At 46.7% G+C, this 16993-nt stretch carries 15 protein-coding genes; 9 read left to right on the plus strand and 6 right to left on the minus strand.

Annotation, left to right across the window (positions count from 1 at the left end):
* Positions 1-2: 2 nt before the first annotated feature.
* From C2755_RS01175 to mtgA, 4 genes are read left to right on the plus strand one after another with little or no spacing between them, the layout of a single operon-like run.
* Positions 3-2054, plus strand: a complete 2052-nt coding sequence (locus C2755_RS01175; RefSeq protein WP_215321404.1) for a ribonuclease catalytic domain-containing protein — start codon at positions 3-5, stop codon at positions 2052-2054.
* Positions 2038-2925: an energy transducer TonB gene (locus C2755_RS01180; protein WP_215321405.1), complete on the plus strand. Its 888-nt coding sequence runs from the start codon at positions 2038-2040 to the stop codon at positions 2923-2925. The genes C2755_RS01175 and C2755_RS01180 overlap by 17 nt, the downstream gene beginning before the upstream one ends.
* A gap of 56 nt (positions 2926-2981) precedes the next feature.
* Entirely contained in the window at positions 2982-3887 is a 906-nt protein-coding gene (gene aroE / locus C2755_RS01185) for a shikimate dehydrogenase (RefSeq protein ID WP_215321406.1), read from the plus strand.
* A gap of 9 nt (positions 3888-3896) precedes the next feature.
* Complete coding sequence (mtgA, locus tag C2755_RS01190; protein WP_215321407.1) at positions 3897-4652, plus strand: monofunctional biosynthetic peptidoglycan transglycosylase; 756 nt, start codon at positions 3897-3899, stop codon at positions 4650-4652.
* 17 nt (positions 4653-4669) lie between these two features.
* Here mtgA and pyrF read toward each other — a convergent pair whose 3' ends face one another.
* Together pyrF and C2755_RS01200 are read right to left on the minus strand one after the other, a co-directional pair.
* Positions 4670-5515, minus strand: coding sequence for an orotidine-5'-phosphate decarboxylase (gene pyrF, locus C2755_RS01195; protein WP_215321408.1), 846 nt, complete (start codon positions 5513-5515; stop codon positions 4670-4672).
* Between the two features lie 58 nt (positions 5516-5573).
* Entirely contained in the window at positions 5574-6647 is a 1074-nt protein-coding gene (locus tag C2755_RS01200; protein WP_215321409.1) for an RNA-guided endonuclease TnpB family protein, read from the minus strand.
* 134 nt (positions 6648-6781) lie between these two features.
* Between C2755_RS01200 and corA the strand changes: the two genes are divergently transcribed.
* Positions 6782-7747, plus strand: coding sequence for a magnesium/cobalt transporter CorA (gene corA / locus C2755_RS01205; RefSeq protein ID WP_072583348.1), 966 nt, complete (start codon positions 6782-6784; stop codon positions 7745-7747).
* Between the two features lie 20 nt (positions 7748-7767).
* Here the strand turns inward: corA and C2755_RS01210 are convergent, their stop codons facing one another.
* Genes C2755_RS01210 through thiL form a run of 3 tightly spaced genes read right to left on the minus strand, consistent with a single transcriptional unit; the run spans position 7768 to position 9829 of the window.
* Entirely contained in the window at positions 7768-8247 is a 480-nt protein-coding gene (locus C2755_RS01210; RefSeq protein ID WP_215321410.1) for a CinA family protein, read from the minus strand.
* Positions 8247-8807: a phosphatidylglycerophosphatase A gene (locus C2755_RS01215; protein ID WP_215321411.1), complete on the minus strand. Its 561-nt coding sequence runs from the start codon at positions 8805-8807 to the stop codon at positions 8247-8249. The genes C2755_RS01210 and C2755_RS01215 overlap by 1 nt, the downstream gene beginning before the upstream one ends.
* Positions 8804-9829, minus strand: coding sequence for a thiamine-phosphate kinase (gene thiL / locus C2755_RS01220; RefSeq protein ID WP_215321412.1), 1026 nt, complete (start codon positions 9827-9829; stop codon positions 8804-8806). Before thiL ends, C2755_RS01215 begins: the two co-directional genes overlap by 4 nt.
* A 105-nt stretch (positions 9830-9934) precedes the next feature.
* On the opposite strand from thiL, the gene C2755_RS01225 reads away from it, so the two are divergent.
* A complete protein-coding gene (locus tag C2755_RS01225; RefSeq protein ID WP_215321413.1) occupies positions 9935-12256 on the plus strand; it encodes an NADP-dependent malic enzyme in 2322 nt (773 codons plus the stop codon).
* 128 nt (positions 12257-12384) lie between these two features.
* Entirely contained in the window at positions 12385-13005 is a 621-nt protein-coding gene (locus C2755_RS01230) for a barstar family protein (protein WP_215321414.1), read from the plus strand.
* Between the two features lie 33 nt (positions 13006-13038).
* Here the strand turns inward: C2755_RS01230 and C2755_RS01235 are convergent, their stop codons facing one another.
* Complete coding sequence (locus C2755_RS01235) at positions 13039-13800, minus strand: 16S rRNA (uracil(1498)-N(3))-methyltransferase (protein ID WP_215321415.1); 762 nt, start codon at positions 13798-13800, stop codon at positions 13039-13041.
* 43 nt (positions 13801-13843) lie between these two features.
* Here C2755_RS01235 and tkt point away from each other — a divergent pair, with 43 nt between their 5' ends.
* Entirely contained in the window at positions 13844-15835 is a 1992-nt protein-coding gene (tkt, locus tag C2755_RS01240; protein ID WP_215321416.1) for a transketolase, read from the plus strand.
* Between the two features lie 42 nt (positions 15836-15877).
* Positions 15878-16906 carry a type I glyceraldehyde-3-phosphate dehydrogenase gene (gap, locus tag C2755_RS01245; RefSeq protein WP_215321417.1) on the plus strand — a complete coding sequence of 343 codons (1029 nt, stop codon included), beginning with the start codon at positions 15878-15880 and terminating at the stop codon, positions 16904-16906.
* Positions 16907-16993 lie beyond the last annotated feature (87 nt).

Below are 16993 nucleotides of genomic sequence, written 5' to 3' on the forward strand. Positions count from 1 at the left end.
GCATGAATCTTTTATACGAAGAAGGTGGCGATATTAAGATCGCCACAGTCCAGTCTGCTTCAGGGGCTGGCGATACAGAGTCTTGGCAAGCCACGAGCCTTTCTGGAAAAAAAATCAAGCTCAAGGCCAAAGAGGTATGGCTGCGTTTTGAAAAGCCAGAAGCTCAAATAGCCATGGATGAAGCCAACACACTTACTGCTGATATTGATTTACAGTTCCTTTGGGATTGCGCACCTGATGAAGAGTTTGGCTTGGTTGATGTGGCTCATGAGTACTTTGGCTCACAAGCGAGCATTCCGCAGCAAGTTGCTCTGGCGATTGCCTTGCAAGGTGCGCCAGTATTTTTCCGTCGCAAAGGGCGCGGACGGTTTCAGAGAGCTCCACTAGAGCAGTTACAGGCTGGATTGGCTGCTTTAGAGCGCAAGCAAAAAGAACTTGAACAGCAATCCGTTTGGCAGCAAGAGTTGGTTGCTGGCATCTTCCCTGAGTCACTGAAGTCTTCAGCCAAGCAATTACTTTTCTCGCCCGATAAAAATACCTCCGCCTATAAGACATTGATCGCAGCCTGTACTGAAACCGGGGAGTCTCCGGCGCAACTGATGATTCGTTGTGGCGCAATCGACTCTCCTTTGGCGTATCACCAGGGATTGTTTCTCAAAGCCCATTTCCCGAATGGTGCGGATCACAACCCGGCTATTAGCATTGATCAATCGGCATATGCATCAGCGGTTGCTGAGCTACCTCTTGCTCAGGTCCAGGCATTTTCCATTGATGATTCCGGTACTACCGAGATTGACGATGCCCTATCAGTTACACCAATTGAGGGTGGTCATCGGGTGGGTATTCATATCGCCGCTCCTGGACTGGCAATTACAAAAGATGATCCATTGGATCAAGTCGCTCGTAATCGAATGTCCACGGTGTACTTTCCGGGTGACAAGATTACGATGTTGCCTGATTCAGTCATTGAGCAATTCTCATTAGATGAGGGTATGCCAAGACCGGCCTTATCGATCTATGTTGATATTGATGCTGAAGGTATTGCTAATCGAGCGAGCTTGCAGATGCGTGCTGAGATGGTGCCGATGGCTGCTAATTTACGCCTAGAAAATATTGAGCATCTCGTGAGTGAGGAAAGTCTGTTGGATGAGGGTTCTAACTACCCGTATCGCAAAGAGCTGGCTACTCTATGGCAAGCTGCTAAACATCTGCATGCAGGGCGTCAAGAGAAGCGCGTAGCAAATGGTTTGCGTGCTGAGCAGTTAGGTGTCACAGATCCAAATGCCCTAGCAAGAGACTTTCATTTTCAGATTCAAGACGTTGATGGGGTGCAGCGTGTAGAAATCACCCCACGTCAACGCGGCTCTATTTTGGATACGATCGTTGCCGAGTGGATGATTTTCTGTAATAGCGCCTCAGGACAGCTTCTAGCAGATCATGGTCTTCCTGGGTTATTCAGAACTCAAAAGGGTTGGGGTCCATTGCGTACCCGGATGCAAACCACTCCCGGACCTCATGAAGGCCTTGGTTTGGACTATTACGCCTGGTGTACATCTCCTTTACGTCGGTATTCTGATTTGGTAAATCAATGGCAACTCATTGCGCTAGCAAAGCATGGCGTTACTGCCAAGATGGTTGCCCCATTCCCGCCGAGAGACGCTACCTTGATGGGTATTGCTGCTGACTTTGAATCTTGCTATCAAGCTTATGGCGAGTTCCAAGATCGCTTAGAAAAGTATTGGTGTTTACGTTGGATTACTCAAGACGGTGATTCGAAAACAGTGCATGTGCGCCATTTAAAAGAGGGTATGTCCAGAGTGGAGTTAGTACCTCTACATCTACCTATCCCTGAATTGGCAACCCATCCACGCATGACCCGTGCGGAAGTAGTGATCGCAGATGTAGATTTGCTGCAGCTAAGTGCTGGCGTTCGTGTGTTGGAGATCGAGGCAAAAATTGAATCTCCTGAAAAGCCTTCGGCTGATCAGGCTACCGAGCAGACTCCAGAGCAAGTGGTTTCGGATAATCCCAAAGAAGATGCTAGCCCAGATTAAATCGCTGGAGTTTCCATGTCCTGAAAGGCTTGCTGGGGCCTTGCGTTACTTGCGCAGCGCCTGGAATCGCCACCCATTCCGATTTGCCTTGTGCGCTTCAATACTGATCCACATTGTTTTCTTATCTTTCCGATGGGGCGTTGGAGAGATTCAGAACCGCAGACTCAATACGCCATTGAGCGTGGTTTTAGTAAACGCCAGCAATAAAACGCCACCTCAAAAAGCGAATAAGTTGGCGCAGGCTGATTTGCAGGGTGGCGGTAAAACAGAAACTCAAGATGCCACAGCAATGCACCGCGCAAGATTGGGTGCAGAGGCGCGACTAGAGGTTTTAGAAAAGCAGCAAAAACAAATGCTCGCTAAGCTAGATGAGCAGCGCAGTCGATCAGGCGGTCGCAAGAGTGGCGATGAGCAAAAAATTACGCCTCAATTAAATTCTTTAGAGGCTGAGTTAGCTAAACGCTTACAAATTGATGGCAAAGAGCCTAGACGTAAAGTATTGACTGGAGCCAATACCAAAGCAGTTACCTTTGCGCATTATTACGATGCGATGCGTCAAAAGATTGAGGCTTACGGTAGCGCTTTTTTCCCAAGGGCGAGTGGGCATCCCTTGTACGGCAGTCTAGTTATTGTCGTTAGCGTTGATAACCAAGGCAGAATCACTACAAACGCTCAAGGCAAGGATGGGCTCTCGATTGGCCGTAGTTCTGGTAATCCCGAGTTAGATCGCCAAGCGCTGGCAATTGTGAGAGCCTCTGCACCATTTGGTCCTTTTCCTTCAGAAATGCGCAATCAAATCGATGTCTTAGATTGGATCTCTACCTTTGAGTTCACACGTGATGGGGTAGATCGCCTCGAGCTGCGCCATTAATATTATTTGAAAAGTTTGCTAACTCAATTTACAAATTCGCTTATTCTGTAGTCATCATGAGCTCTACCGATTCCTCCTCCCTACATACCGATCCAAGCCTTTTTGCTGGCGTGGATGTCTATGTGGTTGCGGGTAATCCGATTGCTCATAGCAAGTCCCCAGTAATACATCAACGCTTTGCGGAACAGGCAAAGCAACGGATGCACTATGGACGTCTTCAGCCGGATATAGATTCATTTGCCCAAGCAGCGCAATCTTTTTTTGCTGCGGGGGGTAAGGGCATGAATGTCACTGTGCCGTTCAAGCTAGATGCTCAAAATCTGGCTGATGTATTAACGCCGCGTGCTCAATTGGCTGGTGCCGTTAACACTTTGTGGAAGACGGAAGGCAAAATTTTTGGTGACAACACCGACGGTGCTGGTCTAGTGCGTGATTTACTGGCTCAAGGTATTTCACTGCATAGCGCTCGCATTTTATTGGTCGGTGCTGGTGGGGCTGCCCGGGGTGTAATAGGTCCATTGCTTGAGCAATCTCCTAAGTCCCTCATCATTGCCAATCGTTCCAGCGCAAAGGCGGATGAGTTGGTTAAGCTATTTGCAGATTTAGCCGGCTCTAAGGAGGTAGCACTGGAGTCACGTACTTTGGCTGATTTAGAGGATGTTGCAAAAACTCAGCACCCATTTGATTTGGTGATCAATGCCACAGCTGCTGGTTTAACCGATGAGTCCCCATTGATGCCCGAAGCGGTAGCTAATATTTTTGTGCCCAGCTCTTTCGCTTATGACATGGTCTACGGTAAAACTACTGTATTCATGCAGCAGGCCTTACAACGAGGTGCTCGCGTGAGTGATGGCCTTGGAATGTTGGTGGAGCAAGCGGCTGATGCATTCTTGCTATGGCGGGGCGCGCAATTGGCGAGTGCAATTGACTCCCGCGCAGTCTTAGCAGGGTTACGTAGTTAATTTGCCCTGATGCGCTGGCTTCTATACCCAGTGAAGTGTTTACTCGCAGGGTTTATCGCCATGCAAATCTTTTTCGCCTTGCAGATTGCTTTGTGGATTAGCTTAGATCCCAGTAGTACTGCGTTTCAGAGGGCTGAGCGTTGGCGCTTATGCACTTGGCATTGGACCTGTCCAGTGCAATCCCATTGGGTGCCTTATGACAAGATCTCGAATAATCTCAAGCGTGCTGTTTTAGTCAGTGAAGACGATATCTTCTTTCAACACAAGGGTGTGCGAGTTGAGGATATGCAAAAAGCCTGGCAGAAAAATCAACAGCAGAATCAGCAAAAAGCCCAAGCAGGCAATAAATCCAAAATAGCGTTACGGGGCGGATCTACTATTACCCAGCAATTAGCAAAAAATTTATTTCTTTCTTCAGAGCAACATTATCTGCGCAAGGGGCAGGAGCTCATCATTACGGGGCTTTTAGAGTTAATACTTTCTAAGCAGAGATTGTTTGAGATTTATCTGAATTCGGTAGAGTGGGGCGAGGGCATTTTTGGAATTGGCGCCGCCTCTCAGCATTATTTTGCTACAAGCCCAGCAACCCTAGATCGTGAGCAGGCTGCTGCTCTAGCTTCAGCACTGCCGGCGCCCAAGTGTTTTGACAAGCAACAGTATTGCCGTCGAGGAAGCATTAACTACTCCGCTCGCCAAGAATTTGTCTTGGAAAACATGGATAGAGTTGCCTTGGCGCCTTACCCAAAGAGTGGTTCGGGTAAATAATTCCTTGTTTTACTTAACTATTTGTTTGCAGCAGCTCGAAGTGCATCCCGAGTACTCATGGCGACGACTCTAGCCGCTTCTGCAAAATCAGCACCTGAACTGGCATACAGAATCGCTCGGGAAGAATTAATGATCATCCCTGCTCCTGGTTTGCCGGTTATTTTTCCTGCGCTGACAGTGGCATCAACGTCACCGCCTTGAGCGCCGATCCCTGGAATCAATAAAGGCATATCACCAACAATGGCGCGTACCTTGGCAATTTCTTCTGGGAAAGTAGCGCCGACTACCAGGCTGATCTGATCAGAACTATTCCACTGTTGTGCAGCTAGCTTCGCCACATGCAGATAAAGAGGCTCGCCATTGGGTGACACATTTAGGAACTGCAAATCTGACCCGCCAGGGTTGGATGTACGGCACAGGACAATAACTCCTTTGCCTGTGTACTTTAGGTAGGGCTCGATCGTGTCAAATCCCATGTATGGATTTACGGTTACAGCATCAGCGCTGTAGCGATCAAAGGCTTCCAAGGCGTAATGGTCAGCAGTGCTGCCAATATCTCCACGTTTGGAATCCAGGATGACTGGGATGTGGGGGTATTTATCTTTGAGGTGCTTGATGAGTTTTTCTAATTGAGCCTCTGCTCTTTGGGAGGCAAAGTAAGCGAATTGAGGTTTGAAGGCGCAGACCAAATCCGCGGTCGCATCAGCGATTTCTCGGCAGAACTCATAGATACCCTCGGCATTCCCTTTTAGGGAGGGGGGCAAGCGCTTTGGGTCCGGGTCAAAACCAACACACAGCATGCTGCCTTGGGAGGCCCATGCGGACTGGAGTTGCTGGTTAAAGGTATTTAAGCGAGAGTTCATTGGATTTGGCTTATTTTAGTGAAACTGTCATGTTCTATAGGTTGACATCTTCCCCTCCTTAATTGGTGGGGATTCCTCCTGCGAGACGCTCATGTCCGAGCGCAAGAATATTCTTGGCCGCATTGAGGTCGCGGTCATTCACCGAACCACAATCTGAACAAGTCCATTCTCTTATTCGCAAACCTATTCTACCTTTCGGACTGCTGGTAGCTATAGAGCCGCAGCGCGAACAAGTCTGGGTTGTGTAAGCCTCATTAATTTCCTCAAATATCCCGCCAGCGTAAGCGCTTTTATATTCCAACATGGTTTTGAGTGACGACCATCCAGCATCTAGCGTAGATTTGGCCATTCTTGTCTTAATGAGTTTGCTACTGGATACGTTTCCTACAAATATTGCCCCATACTCTTGAGCGAGCTTAGTAGAGAACTTATGGAGCTCGTCTTTACGACGATTCTTGATCTTGGCATGAAGTGCTTTGACTAAGGATTTCTTATGGGCTCTTTGTGCCATGCCCAGCGATTGCTCTAGCTGGCGGTAATTTCTGCCAATAAGGCGATGCCCATCGCTGGTGACGGCGCATTCCTTTAGTCCAAGATCAATACCTATGGACTGAGTAGCTGTATTGTGTTTCTTCTCTACTTTGACTGTGGTGTTGAAATACCAACGACCACGGGAGTCTTCGGAGAACGAACCGGAACCTAGTTCGTAGTCTGCTAAGCCGTATGAGTCCCATAGACTAATTGCCTTGCCTTGGTAGTGAAGCTGGCCATTGCGGTAGCGAATTGCCGATTTTTTAATCGGAATCCAGCCCAGAGAGCGTCTTGCGCCGCCACTTTTGCGCCAGGAAAGGCGAATTTTGCGAAACTGCATTCGGCGAGCAACAAACTCCTCATTGATGGCTTGTACTGTTTGGCTGTGTAGGCTCAAACCTTCTTTACTCGCGCCAGTGGTGTATTGATTTAGGTCGTATGCTGAGAGAAATTTACCAGTACGGCGCGTATGTTTTTCAGAGAGCTCGTTTACAAAATTCCAAACGAAATTGACTTCACAAGCCTGGGCAAAAAGGAATTTTGCGTATTTATCTTTGACACGCAATCGCAGGGTTCGAATTGCTTTATTAGATTCCGACATACTGTAATTGTATACAGTACTTTTTAAAATAAATCTATTAATTATTTATTCTTATTTGTTGTAGCTTCTTCTCTCATGGGGTAGTGACTTTTGCGTTGGCTGATAAACTAGCGCACATTCCTTAGGAGTTCACCATGATCAACTTGTTCGTCCTGCAAAATGGCCGCCTCTCTCAAGAGCAAGTCGAAGATCGCAATGAATTGTTGCAATATGCCAATCCTATCTGGATTGACGTGGTTGATCCAGAAGAAGAGGAATTAATTTGGATTAAAGAGGCATTTGGCGTACTTTTGCCTGAGTTGGATGACTTGGGTGACTTAGAAGCGTCTGCGCGTTATTTTGAAGCAGATGATGGCCACCTCCACATCCGTACTGATTTCTTATTGGATGAAGAAGAGACCTCTCGCAACGTTCGAGTAGCGTTTGTTCTGACCAAGCAAGTGTTGTTCTCAATTCATGACGAAGATTTGCCAGTGTTCCGTTTAGTTCGCTTGCGCGCGCGTTTGCGTCCTGGCTCAGTGAGCAATGCAAAAGATGTATTGCTAGATTTGTACTCAACAGATGCTGAGTATTCTGCTGATGCTTTGGAAGAGGTTTATGAAAACCTGGAGCAAGCTGGTAAACGAGTTCTGCAAGATGACATCAATGATGCAGATGCTGAGCAAGTCCTCGAAACTATTGCCAAAGAGGAAGATACCAACGGCCGCATTCGTCGTAACGTGATGGATACCCGTAGAGCCTTGTCCTTCCTGATGCGCAGCAAGTTACTCTCTGATGAGCAACAGGAGGAGGCACGTCAAATTTTGCGCGATATCGACTCTCTGGAAAACCATACCGCTTTCTTATTCGACAAGATTAACTTCTTGATGGATGCTACCGTCGGTTTCATTAACTTAAACCAATCCAAGATCATCAAGATCTTCTCGGTGGTATCGGTAGCCTTAATGCCACCAACCTTGCTTGCCAGTATTTGGGGAATGAACTACAAGCACATGCCTGAGTTAGATGCTACTTGGGGTTATCCAATGGCGATTGTTGCAATGGTAATTTCAGCAATCATTCCACTCTGGTATTTCCACAGCAAAGGCTGGATGAAGTAATTGGCAGTCTGAATTTGCACTTAATTTCTGAGTAGGGCGATTAACTCAGTCAGCGCAAATTCGGTTGCTTGCCTCCTTACTGCTTGACGATCACCGTCAAAATGTACGGTTTTAGTGAAGGTTTGATTTTCAGTCGCCCAGCCAAAACAGACGGTGCCTACGGGCTTCTCAGTGGTTCCGCCTGACGGGCCGGCAATCCCAGTAATAGAAATAGCCACATTACTTCCCGAATTGATCCGCGCACCTTCGGCCATGGCCTTGGCTACTGGCTCGCTAACAGCTCCATAGGATTCAATTAACCGGGCTGGGACATCCAGGCACTCCGTTTTTGCTTCATTGCTGTAAGTGATGTAGCCACGTTCGAACCACTCGCTTGAGCCTGCAAGTTCAGTCAGGGTGGCAGATACAAGACCACCAGTACAAGACTCTGCAAGTGACACCAGCCAGTTTCTGGAAAGCAAAATCTCAGCTAAGGTTTTGGTGAGATCAGTTGAGTTCATTATCTAATGAGAAACTGTATCAAGGCTACTGCGAGCAGTGTAAAAAATGCAGCAGCAAGATCATCCACCACAATTCCGAACCCTCGCCAAATAATTTGTAAGAAGCTTGATCGCTGAGCGCCATCACCTGCTGTATTTTTAAAGTGACGATCAATCATGCCAATAGGGCCTGGTTTGATGGCATCAAAAAATCGGAATAGCGCAAAAGCAATCAACTGCATCCAAATATTAGCTGGCATGATGAAGATAAGCACCAGCCAGAACGCGACAATTTCATCCCAAACAATACCGCCAAAATCTTTTTTACCAAGCTCTTCGCTGACATGACCGCAGATCCAGCAGCCGAGCAAAATGCCGCCACCAATGATCCAGGTAAAGTCTGCCGTACTGAAAAAATATTCACCTATAAGAAATGCAGCCCACGCCCAAAGAGTACCGGCAGTGCCTGGAGCTATAGGACTTAGACCACTACCAAAGCCAAATGCAATGGTGCGACTAGCAGTTTGAAAAACCCATTTAAGGTTTGGTTTTACTTCTGCGGAATGCTCAACATTAGTCATTGTGCGAAGTGGTCAAATGAGTTGAGGAATGGAGCTGCTTGTGAATCACTTAAGAGGACTCCTGATGCATCTAGTAAATATACCCTTGCTTGATGATCTTTTTGCGGAAGTATTTTTCCAATGAGTGTTAGTGGCAAGTTAAGTGTTTTGCTAATTTCCTGTATTTTTTCATGCTGGCTTGATGGTGCAGTAAAGCAAAGCTCGTAATCATCACCGCCGCATGCGGCAAATAAATTTTGAATGGAAGATTCTTGTTTTTTCAAGATGCTCGATTTTGGTAATTGATCCAACTGAATTTGTGCGTCAACTTGCGATTGCTTCAAAATATGGCGTAAATCACCCAACAACCCATCAGAGACATCTAAAGCTGCGCTTGCCACATCTCTCAATTGAATGCCTAAGTCAATGCGCGGCATTGGTTGATGCATGCGGTCTTCAATTCGTTGTAAGTCTTCGCTAGATAGATCTATTTCATGACGCAGTGCAGCAAGAGCAAGTCTGGCATCTCCAACCGCACCCGAGACCCAAACGTCATCGCCTGCCTTTGCGCCAGATCTGCGAATAGCTTTGCCGGCGGGGATGCTGCCAAAGGCGGTGATCGAGATGGTGAGGGGGCCTGCAGTGGTGTCGCCGCCGATAAGGGGGCAGGAATACTCCTTAGCAATGGCAAAAAGCCCTTTAGAGAAAGCTTCTAGCCAGACTTCATCTACTTTTGGTAGGGCAATTGCCAAGGTAAAACCCAGCGGACTTGCCCCCATGGCCGCTAGGTCTGAAAGGTTAACTGCTAGGGCTTTGCGGGCCAATAGGGTGGGATCGGCGCCAGCAAAAAAGTGCCTGCCCTCAACCAACATATCGCTGGTAATGGCTATTTCTTCATTCCCTGGTGGTTTGATCAGGGCGCAGTCATCACCAATCCCCAAGGTAACGCCTTGATCTGCTTTAGAGCGCATTGAATCCGCACCCGTTTTGAAAAAACGTTCAATCAGGTCAAATTCACCGAGGGGGGTAGCGCGAGAAGACATGCCCCATTTTATGGTGGTTATGAAGCGAATGTCCGAGAGGAATAGAATTGAAGTCTTATAAGTCTTAGCTAAATGAAGATAAGACAGAACTTAGCGAGTTAGTGGATGAGCAAAGAAAATAATAAAGAGCAACAAATTGCAGCCTTAAGAGAGGCAGCGCTTCAGTACCACGAGTTTCCGACTCCGGGAAAAATTGAAATTGCCCCAACAAAGCAATTAACCAATCAACGAGACTTAGCCCTTGCATACACGCCTGGCGTTGCAGCTCCTTGCGAAGAGATTGTTAAAGATCCGGCAAATGCATTCAAGTACACCGCCCGTGGAAATTTAGTTGGCGTCATTACGAACGGCACAGCCGTTTTAGGTTTAGGAAATATTGGACCGCTGGCAAGTAAGCCAGTGATGGAAGGTAAAGCAGTTCTTTTTAAGAAGTTTGCTGGCATTGACGTTTTCGATATCGAAGTCAATGAAAACGATCCCGATAAATTAGTAGAAATTATTGCGGCACTAGAGCCAACTTTTGGCGGTATTAATTTAGAAGATATTAAAGCGCCTGATTGTTTTGTCGTTGAGCGCAAGTTGCAAGCTCGCATGAAGATTCCAGTCTTCCATGATGACCAACACGGTACAGCGATTGTGGTTGCAGCCGCCATCCTCAATGGTTTGAAGGTGGTTGGTAAAAAAGTAGAAGAGGTTAAGTTAGTCACCTCAGGAGCTGGTGCTGCTGCGCTAGCCTGCTTAGATTTATTGGTTGACTTAGGTATTCAGCGTAAAAATATTTGGGTTACTGACTTGGCTGGCGTTGCATACAAGGGCCGTAAAGAGTTGATGGATCCTGAAAAGGAGCCGTTTTGCCAAGACACAGATTTGCGCACACTTGATCAAGCGATTGAAGGTGCGGATATTTTCTTGGGTCTTTCTGCTGGGGGTGTACTCAAGCAAGACATGGTGAAGAAGATGGCACCGAAGCCATTGGTTTATGCCTTAGCAAATCCAACCCCTGAAATTCTTCCTGAAGAAGTGAAAGCAGTTCGTCCGGATGCAATCATGGCGACTGGTCGTACCGACTACCCAAATCAAGTAAACAACGTTTTATGTTTCCCATTCATTTTCCGCGGTGCTTTGGATGTGGGTGCAACAACGATTACTCGTGGCATGGAAGTCGCAGCGGTCAAGGCAGTAGCGGAATTGGCTCAAGCAGAGCAGAGCGAAGTGGTTGCTTCTGTTTACGGTCTCGATAACTTATCCTTTGGCCCGGAGTATTTAATTCCAAAGCCATTCGATCCTCGACTCATTACCGTGATTGCTCCTGCAGTTGCTAAGGCGGCGATGGATGATGGTGTAGCTCTACGCCCAATCAAAGATTTCGATGCCTATCGCAATCAGTTACAGCAATTCGTGTACCACTCTGGCACTTTGATGAAGCCACTCTTTAGCATTGCTAAACGTGTACCAGCAAATCAAAAACGCATTGTGTTCGCTGAGGGTGAAGATGAGCGTGTATTGCGTGCAGTGCAGATCATCATTGATGAGCATCTTGCTACCCCAATTCTGATTGGTCGCCCAGCCGTTATCGAGCATCGAATTGAGAAATTCGGCCTGCGTATGAAGGCGGGCGATGATTTTGAGATTGTGAATCCAGAGAATGATTCACGCTTCCGTGATTTCTGGCAAACCTACCTTGCACTCACAGAGCGTAAGGGTGTAACGCAGTCGTTTGCTAAGTTAGAAGTCCGCCGCCGCAACAGTTTGATTGGAAGTCTGTTGATTCAAAAAGGCATGGCTGATGGCATGATTTCCGGCACAGTCGGCAATATCGCTACGCACCTGAAATATATTGATGAAGTGATTGGGCATGAGCCTGGTGCGAATGTTTATGGTGCCATGTCAGGTTTGATTCTTCCAGGACGCCAAGTATTTTTAGTGGACACCCACATCAATCTAGACCCTACGGCCGAACAGTTAGCTGATCTCACTCTCATGGCCGCAAGTGAAATGAGAAAGCTAGGATTAGCTCCGAAAGTTGCCTTACTGTCCCATTCGAATTTTGGTTCTAGCAATGCCCCTTCCGCAGTCAAGATGCGTGAAGTGTTGGCATTACTCCAAAAGGCAGATCCAACTCTAGAGGTTGATGGAGAGATGCATGGCGATAGCGCTTTAGATGCAAGCATTCGAGAAGGTGCCGTATCTTCATCCTCACTGAAGGGCGATGCCAATCTCTTGGTCCTGCCAAACATTGATGCAGCAAACATTTCTTACAATTTGCTAAAAACAGCAGCAGGCAATGGCATTGCAATCGGCCCATTGTTGTTAGGTGTTGCTAAGCCAATTCACATCCTCACTCCGGCCGCAACTGTGCGTCGTATTGTGAATGTGACAACTTTGGCGGTTGTAGAGGCAGCGAGTAACGCCAGAGGCATTTCTTAAGAATCAGTAATATATGTAAGTTAGTAATAACTTACATATATTATTTCTATATAAATCAGTGCATTACATAAAATGCACTGTATTTGGGCTTGATTTGATGGCGTGTTAAGGGTAACCTAGCACCCATCATGAATAATCGCTCTGAAAACAGCAATACAGCAAGCTTCGATGAACATAGCCGTGCTGAAAGTTGGGATAGCAATGATCGACTGGAAACCGAATCATCCGCTGCCAACATTTATGCTGAAGGCGGTTTATCTCGTTTACAAACCTATGCAGCAAATCAAGTTTCGGGGAAAAAAGTGACAGCTTCTTGGCGTGCCGCTTTGGCCGTTCGCGATGCCGGACCGCCGGCAATGTTGCGCAGTGTGCGCCCTAATATCGTTCAATCTATTCGTGCTTTCCGTACTCCTGATTTGCAGGAAGCGGCAACTGAATTGGGTCAACACTTCATTTATGCCAATTGCGCAAATGCAATGACTAAAGGTGAGGTTTTGGAGTCGATTGCGATTGCGTACTCATTTACTAAGCAGCAGGCAAAAAATTACGATCCTTTGTTGGATGCTTTGACTACCACGGTAGACAAGTCTGGCCCACAGCCTGGATTTGTAGTGGTGCTTGAAGGTTTGCCTTGTACTCAGAAGTTTGACAAAGAAGCCCGTGAAACATTGTTGGATGTTTTCCGTGATGCTGTTGATTTCTGGGCTGAGCGCCGTACTCCATACCGCGTCTTCTATTCTTTTGCTTAATCGTTAAAGTCTTGCAAGCCTTATAAATCGCCTCTACTTGAGGCGATTTTGCATTTCAGGATTCCATACGCTGTGTACGGCTGTAATAGCCACTACGCCCGCTGTTTCCGTTCTGAGTACCCGCTCCCCCAGTGAAACCAATTGATAGCCTGCTGCTTGCGCTTGAGCCTCTTCTTCAGGGGAATGACCACCCTCGGGGCCGATCATTAAGACGATATCTTGGGGAGCATTTTCAATTAACACCGAATACAGGCTTTTCGTCGCATCAGGACTGAGTAGTAGTTTGAGTGCGGGTTTTGGAGTCGCTTGTAAATAACTTTCAAAAGTTTGAATGGGCTCCAGGCTGGCAAGGACGGTGCGATCGCATTGCTCGCAAGCTGCTTGAATGATGCCCTCCCAGTGGGCAAGTCTTTTTTGGGCGCGCTCAAGGTCGCTGGAGCGGGTTAACTTGAGGATGGAGCGTTCACATTGCATGGGGGCAATATTTTGGGCGCCCGTTTCTACCGCTTTCTCAACAATCCAGTCCATTTTGTCCCCGCCAGCCAGTCCTTGAGCCAGGGTAATGGTATATGGGGTCTCACGATGGGTGTCGGTATGGATATCCGTCAGTTGAACTTGACCCGTTTTTCCACTCAAAGAGAGTAGTTCTCCTTTGGCTACCTGGCCTTTTCCATCAAATACAGGGAAGAATTCCCCGGCTTGGACACGCCTAACGCGCAAATGGTGGGCAACCTCTGGGGTGAGGGCGGTCGGCTTTTGGGATTCCCATGGTCCGGGAAGATAAAATTGAGGCATTACTGAAATATAGCCAATTAATTTTCCAGAGACCACTTTTACGATGTCAAATCTTCAAATTCGTATGGCCAACGCCATTCGCGCCTTATCCATGGATGCTGTGCAGCAGGCAAATTCAGGTCACCCTGGTATGCCAATGGGTATGGCAGATATTGCTGTCGGTCTTTGGAATGAACATTTAAAACATAACCCAACAGATCCACTTTGGATTGATCGTGATCGCTTTGTTTTATCCAATGGTCATGGATCTATGTTGTTGTATTCACTCTTGCATCTTTCTGGTTACGACTTGCCGATTGAAGAGTTGAAAAATTTTCGTCAATTGCACAGCAAAACTCCAGGACATCCTGAGTATGGAATTACTCCCGGCGTAGAAACAACTACGGGTCCATTGGGACAGGGAATTTCTAATGCAGTAGGAATGGCACTTGCTGAAAAATTATTAGCAGAAGAATTTAATCGTCCTGGCCTTAACATCGTTGATCACTACACCTACGTATTTTTAGGTGATGGTTGTTTGATGGAAGGTATTAGTCACGAAGTGTGTTCTTTGGCCGGCACACTGAAGTTGAATAAGTTAATTGCATTATGGGATGACAACGGCATCTCGATTGATGGCAAAGTGGTTTCTTGGTTTAACGAAGATACCCCTAAGCGTTTTGAGGCTTACGGTTGGAATGTGATTCGGGCCGTTGATGGCCACGATGCAGAGGCTGTATCTGCCGCGATTGCTGAGGCCAAAAAGAGCGATAAGCCAACCCTGATCTGCTGCAAGACTGCGATAGGTCAAGGCTCACCGAATATGGCGGGTAGCGACAAGGTACATGGCTCCCCATTGGGGGCGGCAGAAATTGCTGAAACTCGTGTTGCATTGAATTGGCCATACGCCCCATTTGAAATTCCGAAAGATATTTATGCGGCATGGGATTTTAAAAAGCGTGGTCAAGCTGCCGAACATGAGTGGAATAAAGAATTTCAGAAATACAAAAACAAATTTCCAGAACTTGCTGCTGAATTGCAACGTCGTATGGCAGGTGATTTATCTAAAGATTTTGTATCCACATTAAATGCATACTTAAAAACTTGCCAAACTAAAGCAGAAACCATTGCGACTCGCAAAGCAAGTCAGAATGCGATTGAAGCATTAGCACCTGCTTTGCCAGAATTTATGGGCGGCTCTGCCGACTTAACAGGATCCAACCTCACTAATTGGTCTTCATGCAAACCTGTGCGCGCTGATCAATGGGGTAATCACATCAATTATGGCGTTCGTGAATTTGGTATGAGCGCCATCATGAACGGTATTGCCTTGCATGGTGGTTACATCCCATTTGGCGGCACATTCTTAACCTTCTCCGATTACAGTCGTAACGCTTTGCGTATGGCTGCTTTGATGAAGTTGCGCAGTATTTTTGTCTTTACCCACGACTCAATCGGTTTGGGTGAGGATGGCCCAACCCATCAGTCTGTAGAGCATGTAGCCAGCTTGCGTCTCATACCGAACCTGATGGTTTGGCGTCCATGTGACACCACAGAGAGCGCTGTAGCCTGGGGCTCAGCCATTGAGCGTAAAAACGGCCCTAGCGCCTTGATCTTTAGTCGTCAGAATTGTCCATTTGTATCTCGTACTTCTGCACAAATTAAAGAAATCGCACGTGGTGGTTACGTTTTGCGTGATCCCTCCGGCAAGATTGATGCGGTCATTATTGCAACTGGTTCTGAAATTGCGCTTGCATTACAAACTGCGCAACAGTTAGAAAAAGAAGGTTTAGGTATTCGAGTGGTTTCAATTCCATCAACCACTGTCTTTGATCAACAAGATGCTGCCTACAAAGCAAAAGTATTGCCTGAAAATATTCCGCGCATTGCAGTTGAAGCGGGCGTGAGTGATTTCTGGTGGAAGTATGGTTGCGCAGCAGTTCATGGCGTAGATACCTTTGGTGAGTCTGCGCCTGCGCCAGTGCTGTATGAATATTTTGGATTAACGGCTGACCAGATTGCGAAAACAGTTAAACAATGCATCGCAAAGAAATAAATCAAAGTGCGGAATAAATTCAATATTAGTAAGGGGAAATAAATGACAATTCGTATCGCAATTAATGGTTATGGACGCATTGGTCGTATGGTATTGCGTGCTTTATATGAAGATCAAGTAAATGGTAAGCCACGTCGTGATATCAAGATCGTCGCAATTAATGCGATGGGTGATATTGCTATTAACGCCCATCTTACAAAGTATGACTCTGCTCATGGCCGTTTCCCAGCAGATGTATCCGTTGATGGCGATTGCATGGTGGTCAATGGCGATCGCATCAAAATGTTCTGCACACGTAATCCTGCAGAAACCCCATGGGGTGAGTTGGGCGTTGATTTAGTTTTGGAATGTACTGGTAAGTTCACTTCCAAAGAAAAAGCCATGATTCATATTGAGCAGGGTGCGAAGAAGGTGCTGATTTCTGCTCCTGGTGAAAAAGATGTAGACGCAACTATTGTCTACGGCGTAAATCAAAATGTATTGAAGCCAAGCGATGTTGTTGTCTCTAATGCTAGCTGCACAACCAACTGTTTAGCCCCATTGGTAAAGCCGCTCTTAGAAAAGATTGGTATCGAGTCTGGTTTGATGACTACGATTCATGCATTTACTAATGACCAAGTGTTAACAGATGTGTATCACAAGGATATGCGTCGTGCGCGTTCAGCCGTTACCAGCATGATCCCAACGAAGACGGGTGCTGCTAAGGCAGTTGGTTTGGTTTTGCCGGCATTGGCAGGTCGCTTTGATGGCTTCGCAATGCGTGTACCTGTCATTAATGTTTCTGTTGTTGACCTCACTTTTGCTGCTAGTCGCGCCACCAGCGTTGACGAAGTGAATGCCATTCTGAAGACTGCTAGCGAAGGTGAGCTCAAAGGCATTTTGGGCTTTAATACATTGCCCTTGGTATCCATCGACTTTAACCATGATCCACGCCCAAGTATTTATGACGCCTCCCAAACTCGCGTTTCTGCGGATGGCAAGCTGGTGAAGGTATTGGCTTGGTATGACAACGAATGGGGTTATTCAGTGCAGATGCTCAATGCCGCTGAAGCATTAATGGCTGTAAAGTAAGAAAAAATAGATAAGAGTAGCTAAGAGCGTCTAAAAGTTGTTAAAAAACGTTTAAATCCTATTTTTCGGCTTAATTGTGTAAAAAAG

The sequence above is a fragment of the Polynucleobacter sp. MWH-S4W17 genome, from assembly GCF_018687535.1.
In the GTDB taxonomy this organism is placed as follows: domain Bacteria; phylum Pseudomonadota; class Gammaproteobacteria; order Burkholderiales; family Burkholderiaceae; genus Polynucleobacter.

Excerpts from the sequence above, each read along its gene's own strand:
- mtgA (WP_215321407.1), top strand. The coding sequence starts at position 3,897 with ATGCGCTGGCTTCTATACCCAGTGAAGTGTTTACTCGCAGGGTTTATC.
- gap (WP_215321417.1), top strand. The coding sequence starts at position 15,878 with ATGACAATTCGTATCGCAATTAATGGTTATGGACGCATTGGTCGTATG.
- C2755_RS01215 (WP_215321411.1), bottom strand. The coding sequence starts at position 8,807 with ATGACTAATGTTGAGCATTCCGCAGAAGTAAAACCAAACCTTAAATGG.
- C2755_RS01180 (WP_215321405.1), top strand. The coding sequence starts at position 2,038 with ATGCTAGCCCAGATTAAATCGCTGGAGTTTCCATGTCCTGAAAGGCTT.
- C2755_RS01210 (WP_215321410.1), bottom strand. The coding sequence starts at position 8,247 with ATGAACTCAACTGATCTCACCAAAACCTTAGCTGAGATTTTGCTTTCC.
- C2755_RS01230 (WP_215321414.1), top strand. The coding sequence starts at position 12,385 with ATGAATAATCGCTCTGAAAACAGCAATACAGCAAGCTTCGATGAACAT.
- C2755_RS01200 (WP_215321409.1), bottom strand. The coding sequence starts at position 6,647 with ATGTCGGAATCTAATAAAGCAATTCGAACCCTGCGATTGCGTGTCAAA.
- corA (WP_072583348.1), top strand. The coding sequence starts at position 6,782 with ATGATCAACTTGTTCGTCCTGCAAAATGGCCGCCTCTCTCAAGAGCAA.
- C2755_RS01235 (WP_215321415.1), bottom strand. The coding sequence starts at position 13,800 with ATGCCTCAATTTTATCTTCCCGGACCATGGGAATCCCAAAAGCCGACC.
- C2755_RS01225 (WP_215321413.1), top strand. The coding sequence starts at position 9,935 with ATGAGCAAAGAAAATAATAAAGAGCAACAAATTGCAGCCTTAAGAGAG.
- C2755_RS01175 (WP_215321404.1), top strand. The coding sequence starts at position 3 with ATGAATCTTTTATACGAAGAAGGTGGCGATATTAAGATCGCCACAGTC.
- pyrF (WP_215321408.1), bottom strand. The coding sequence starts at position 5,515 with ATGAACTCTCGCTTAAATACCTTTAACCAGCAACTCCAGTCCGCATGG.
- tkt (WP_215321416.1), top strand. The coding sequence starts at position 13,844 with ATGTCAAATCTTCAAATTCGTATGGCCAACGCCATTCGCGCCTTATCC.
- aroE (WP_215321406.1), top strand. The coding sequence starts at position 2,982 with ATGAGCTCTACCGATTCCTCCTCCCTACATACCGATCCAAGCCTTTTT.
- thiL (WP_215321412.1), bottom strand. The coding sequence starts at position 9,829 with ATGTCTTCTCGCGCTACCCCCCTCGGTGAATTTGACCTGATTGAACGT.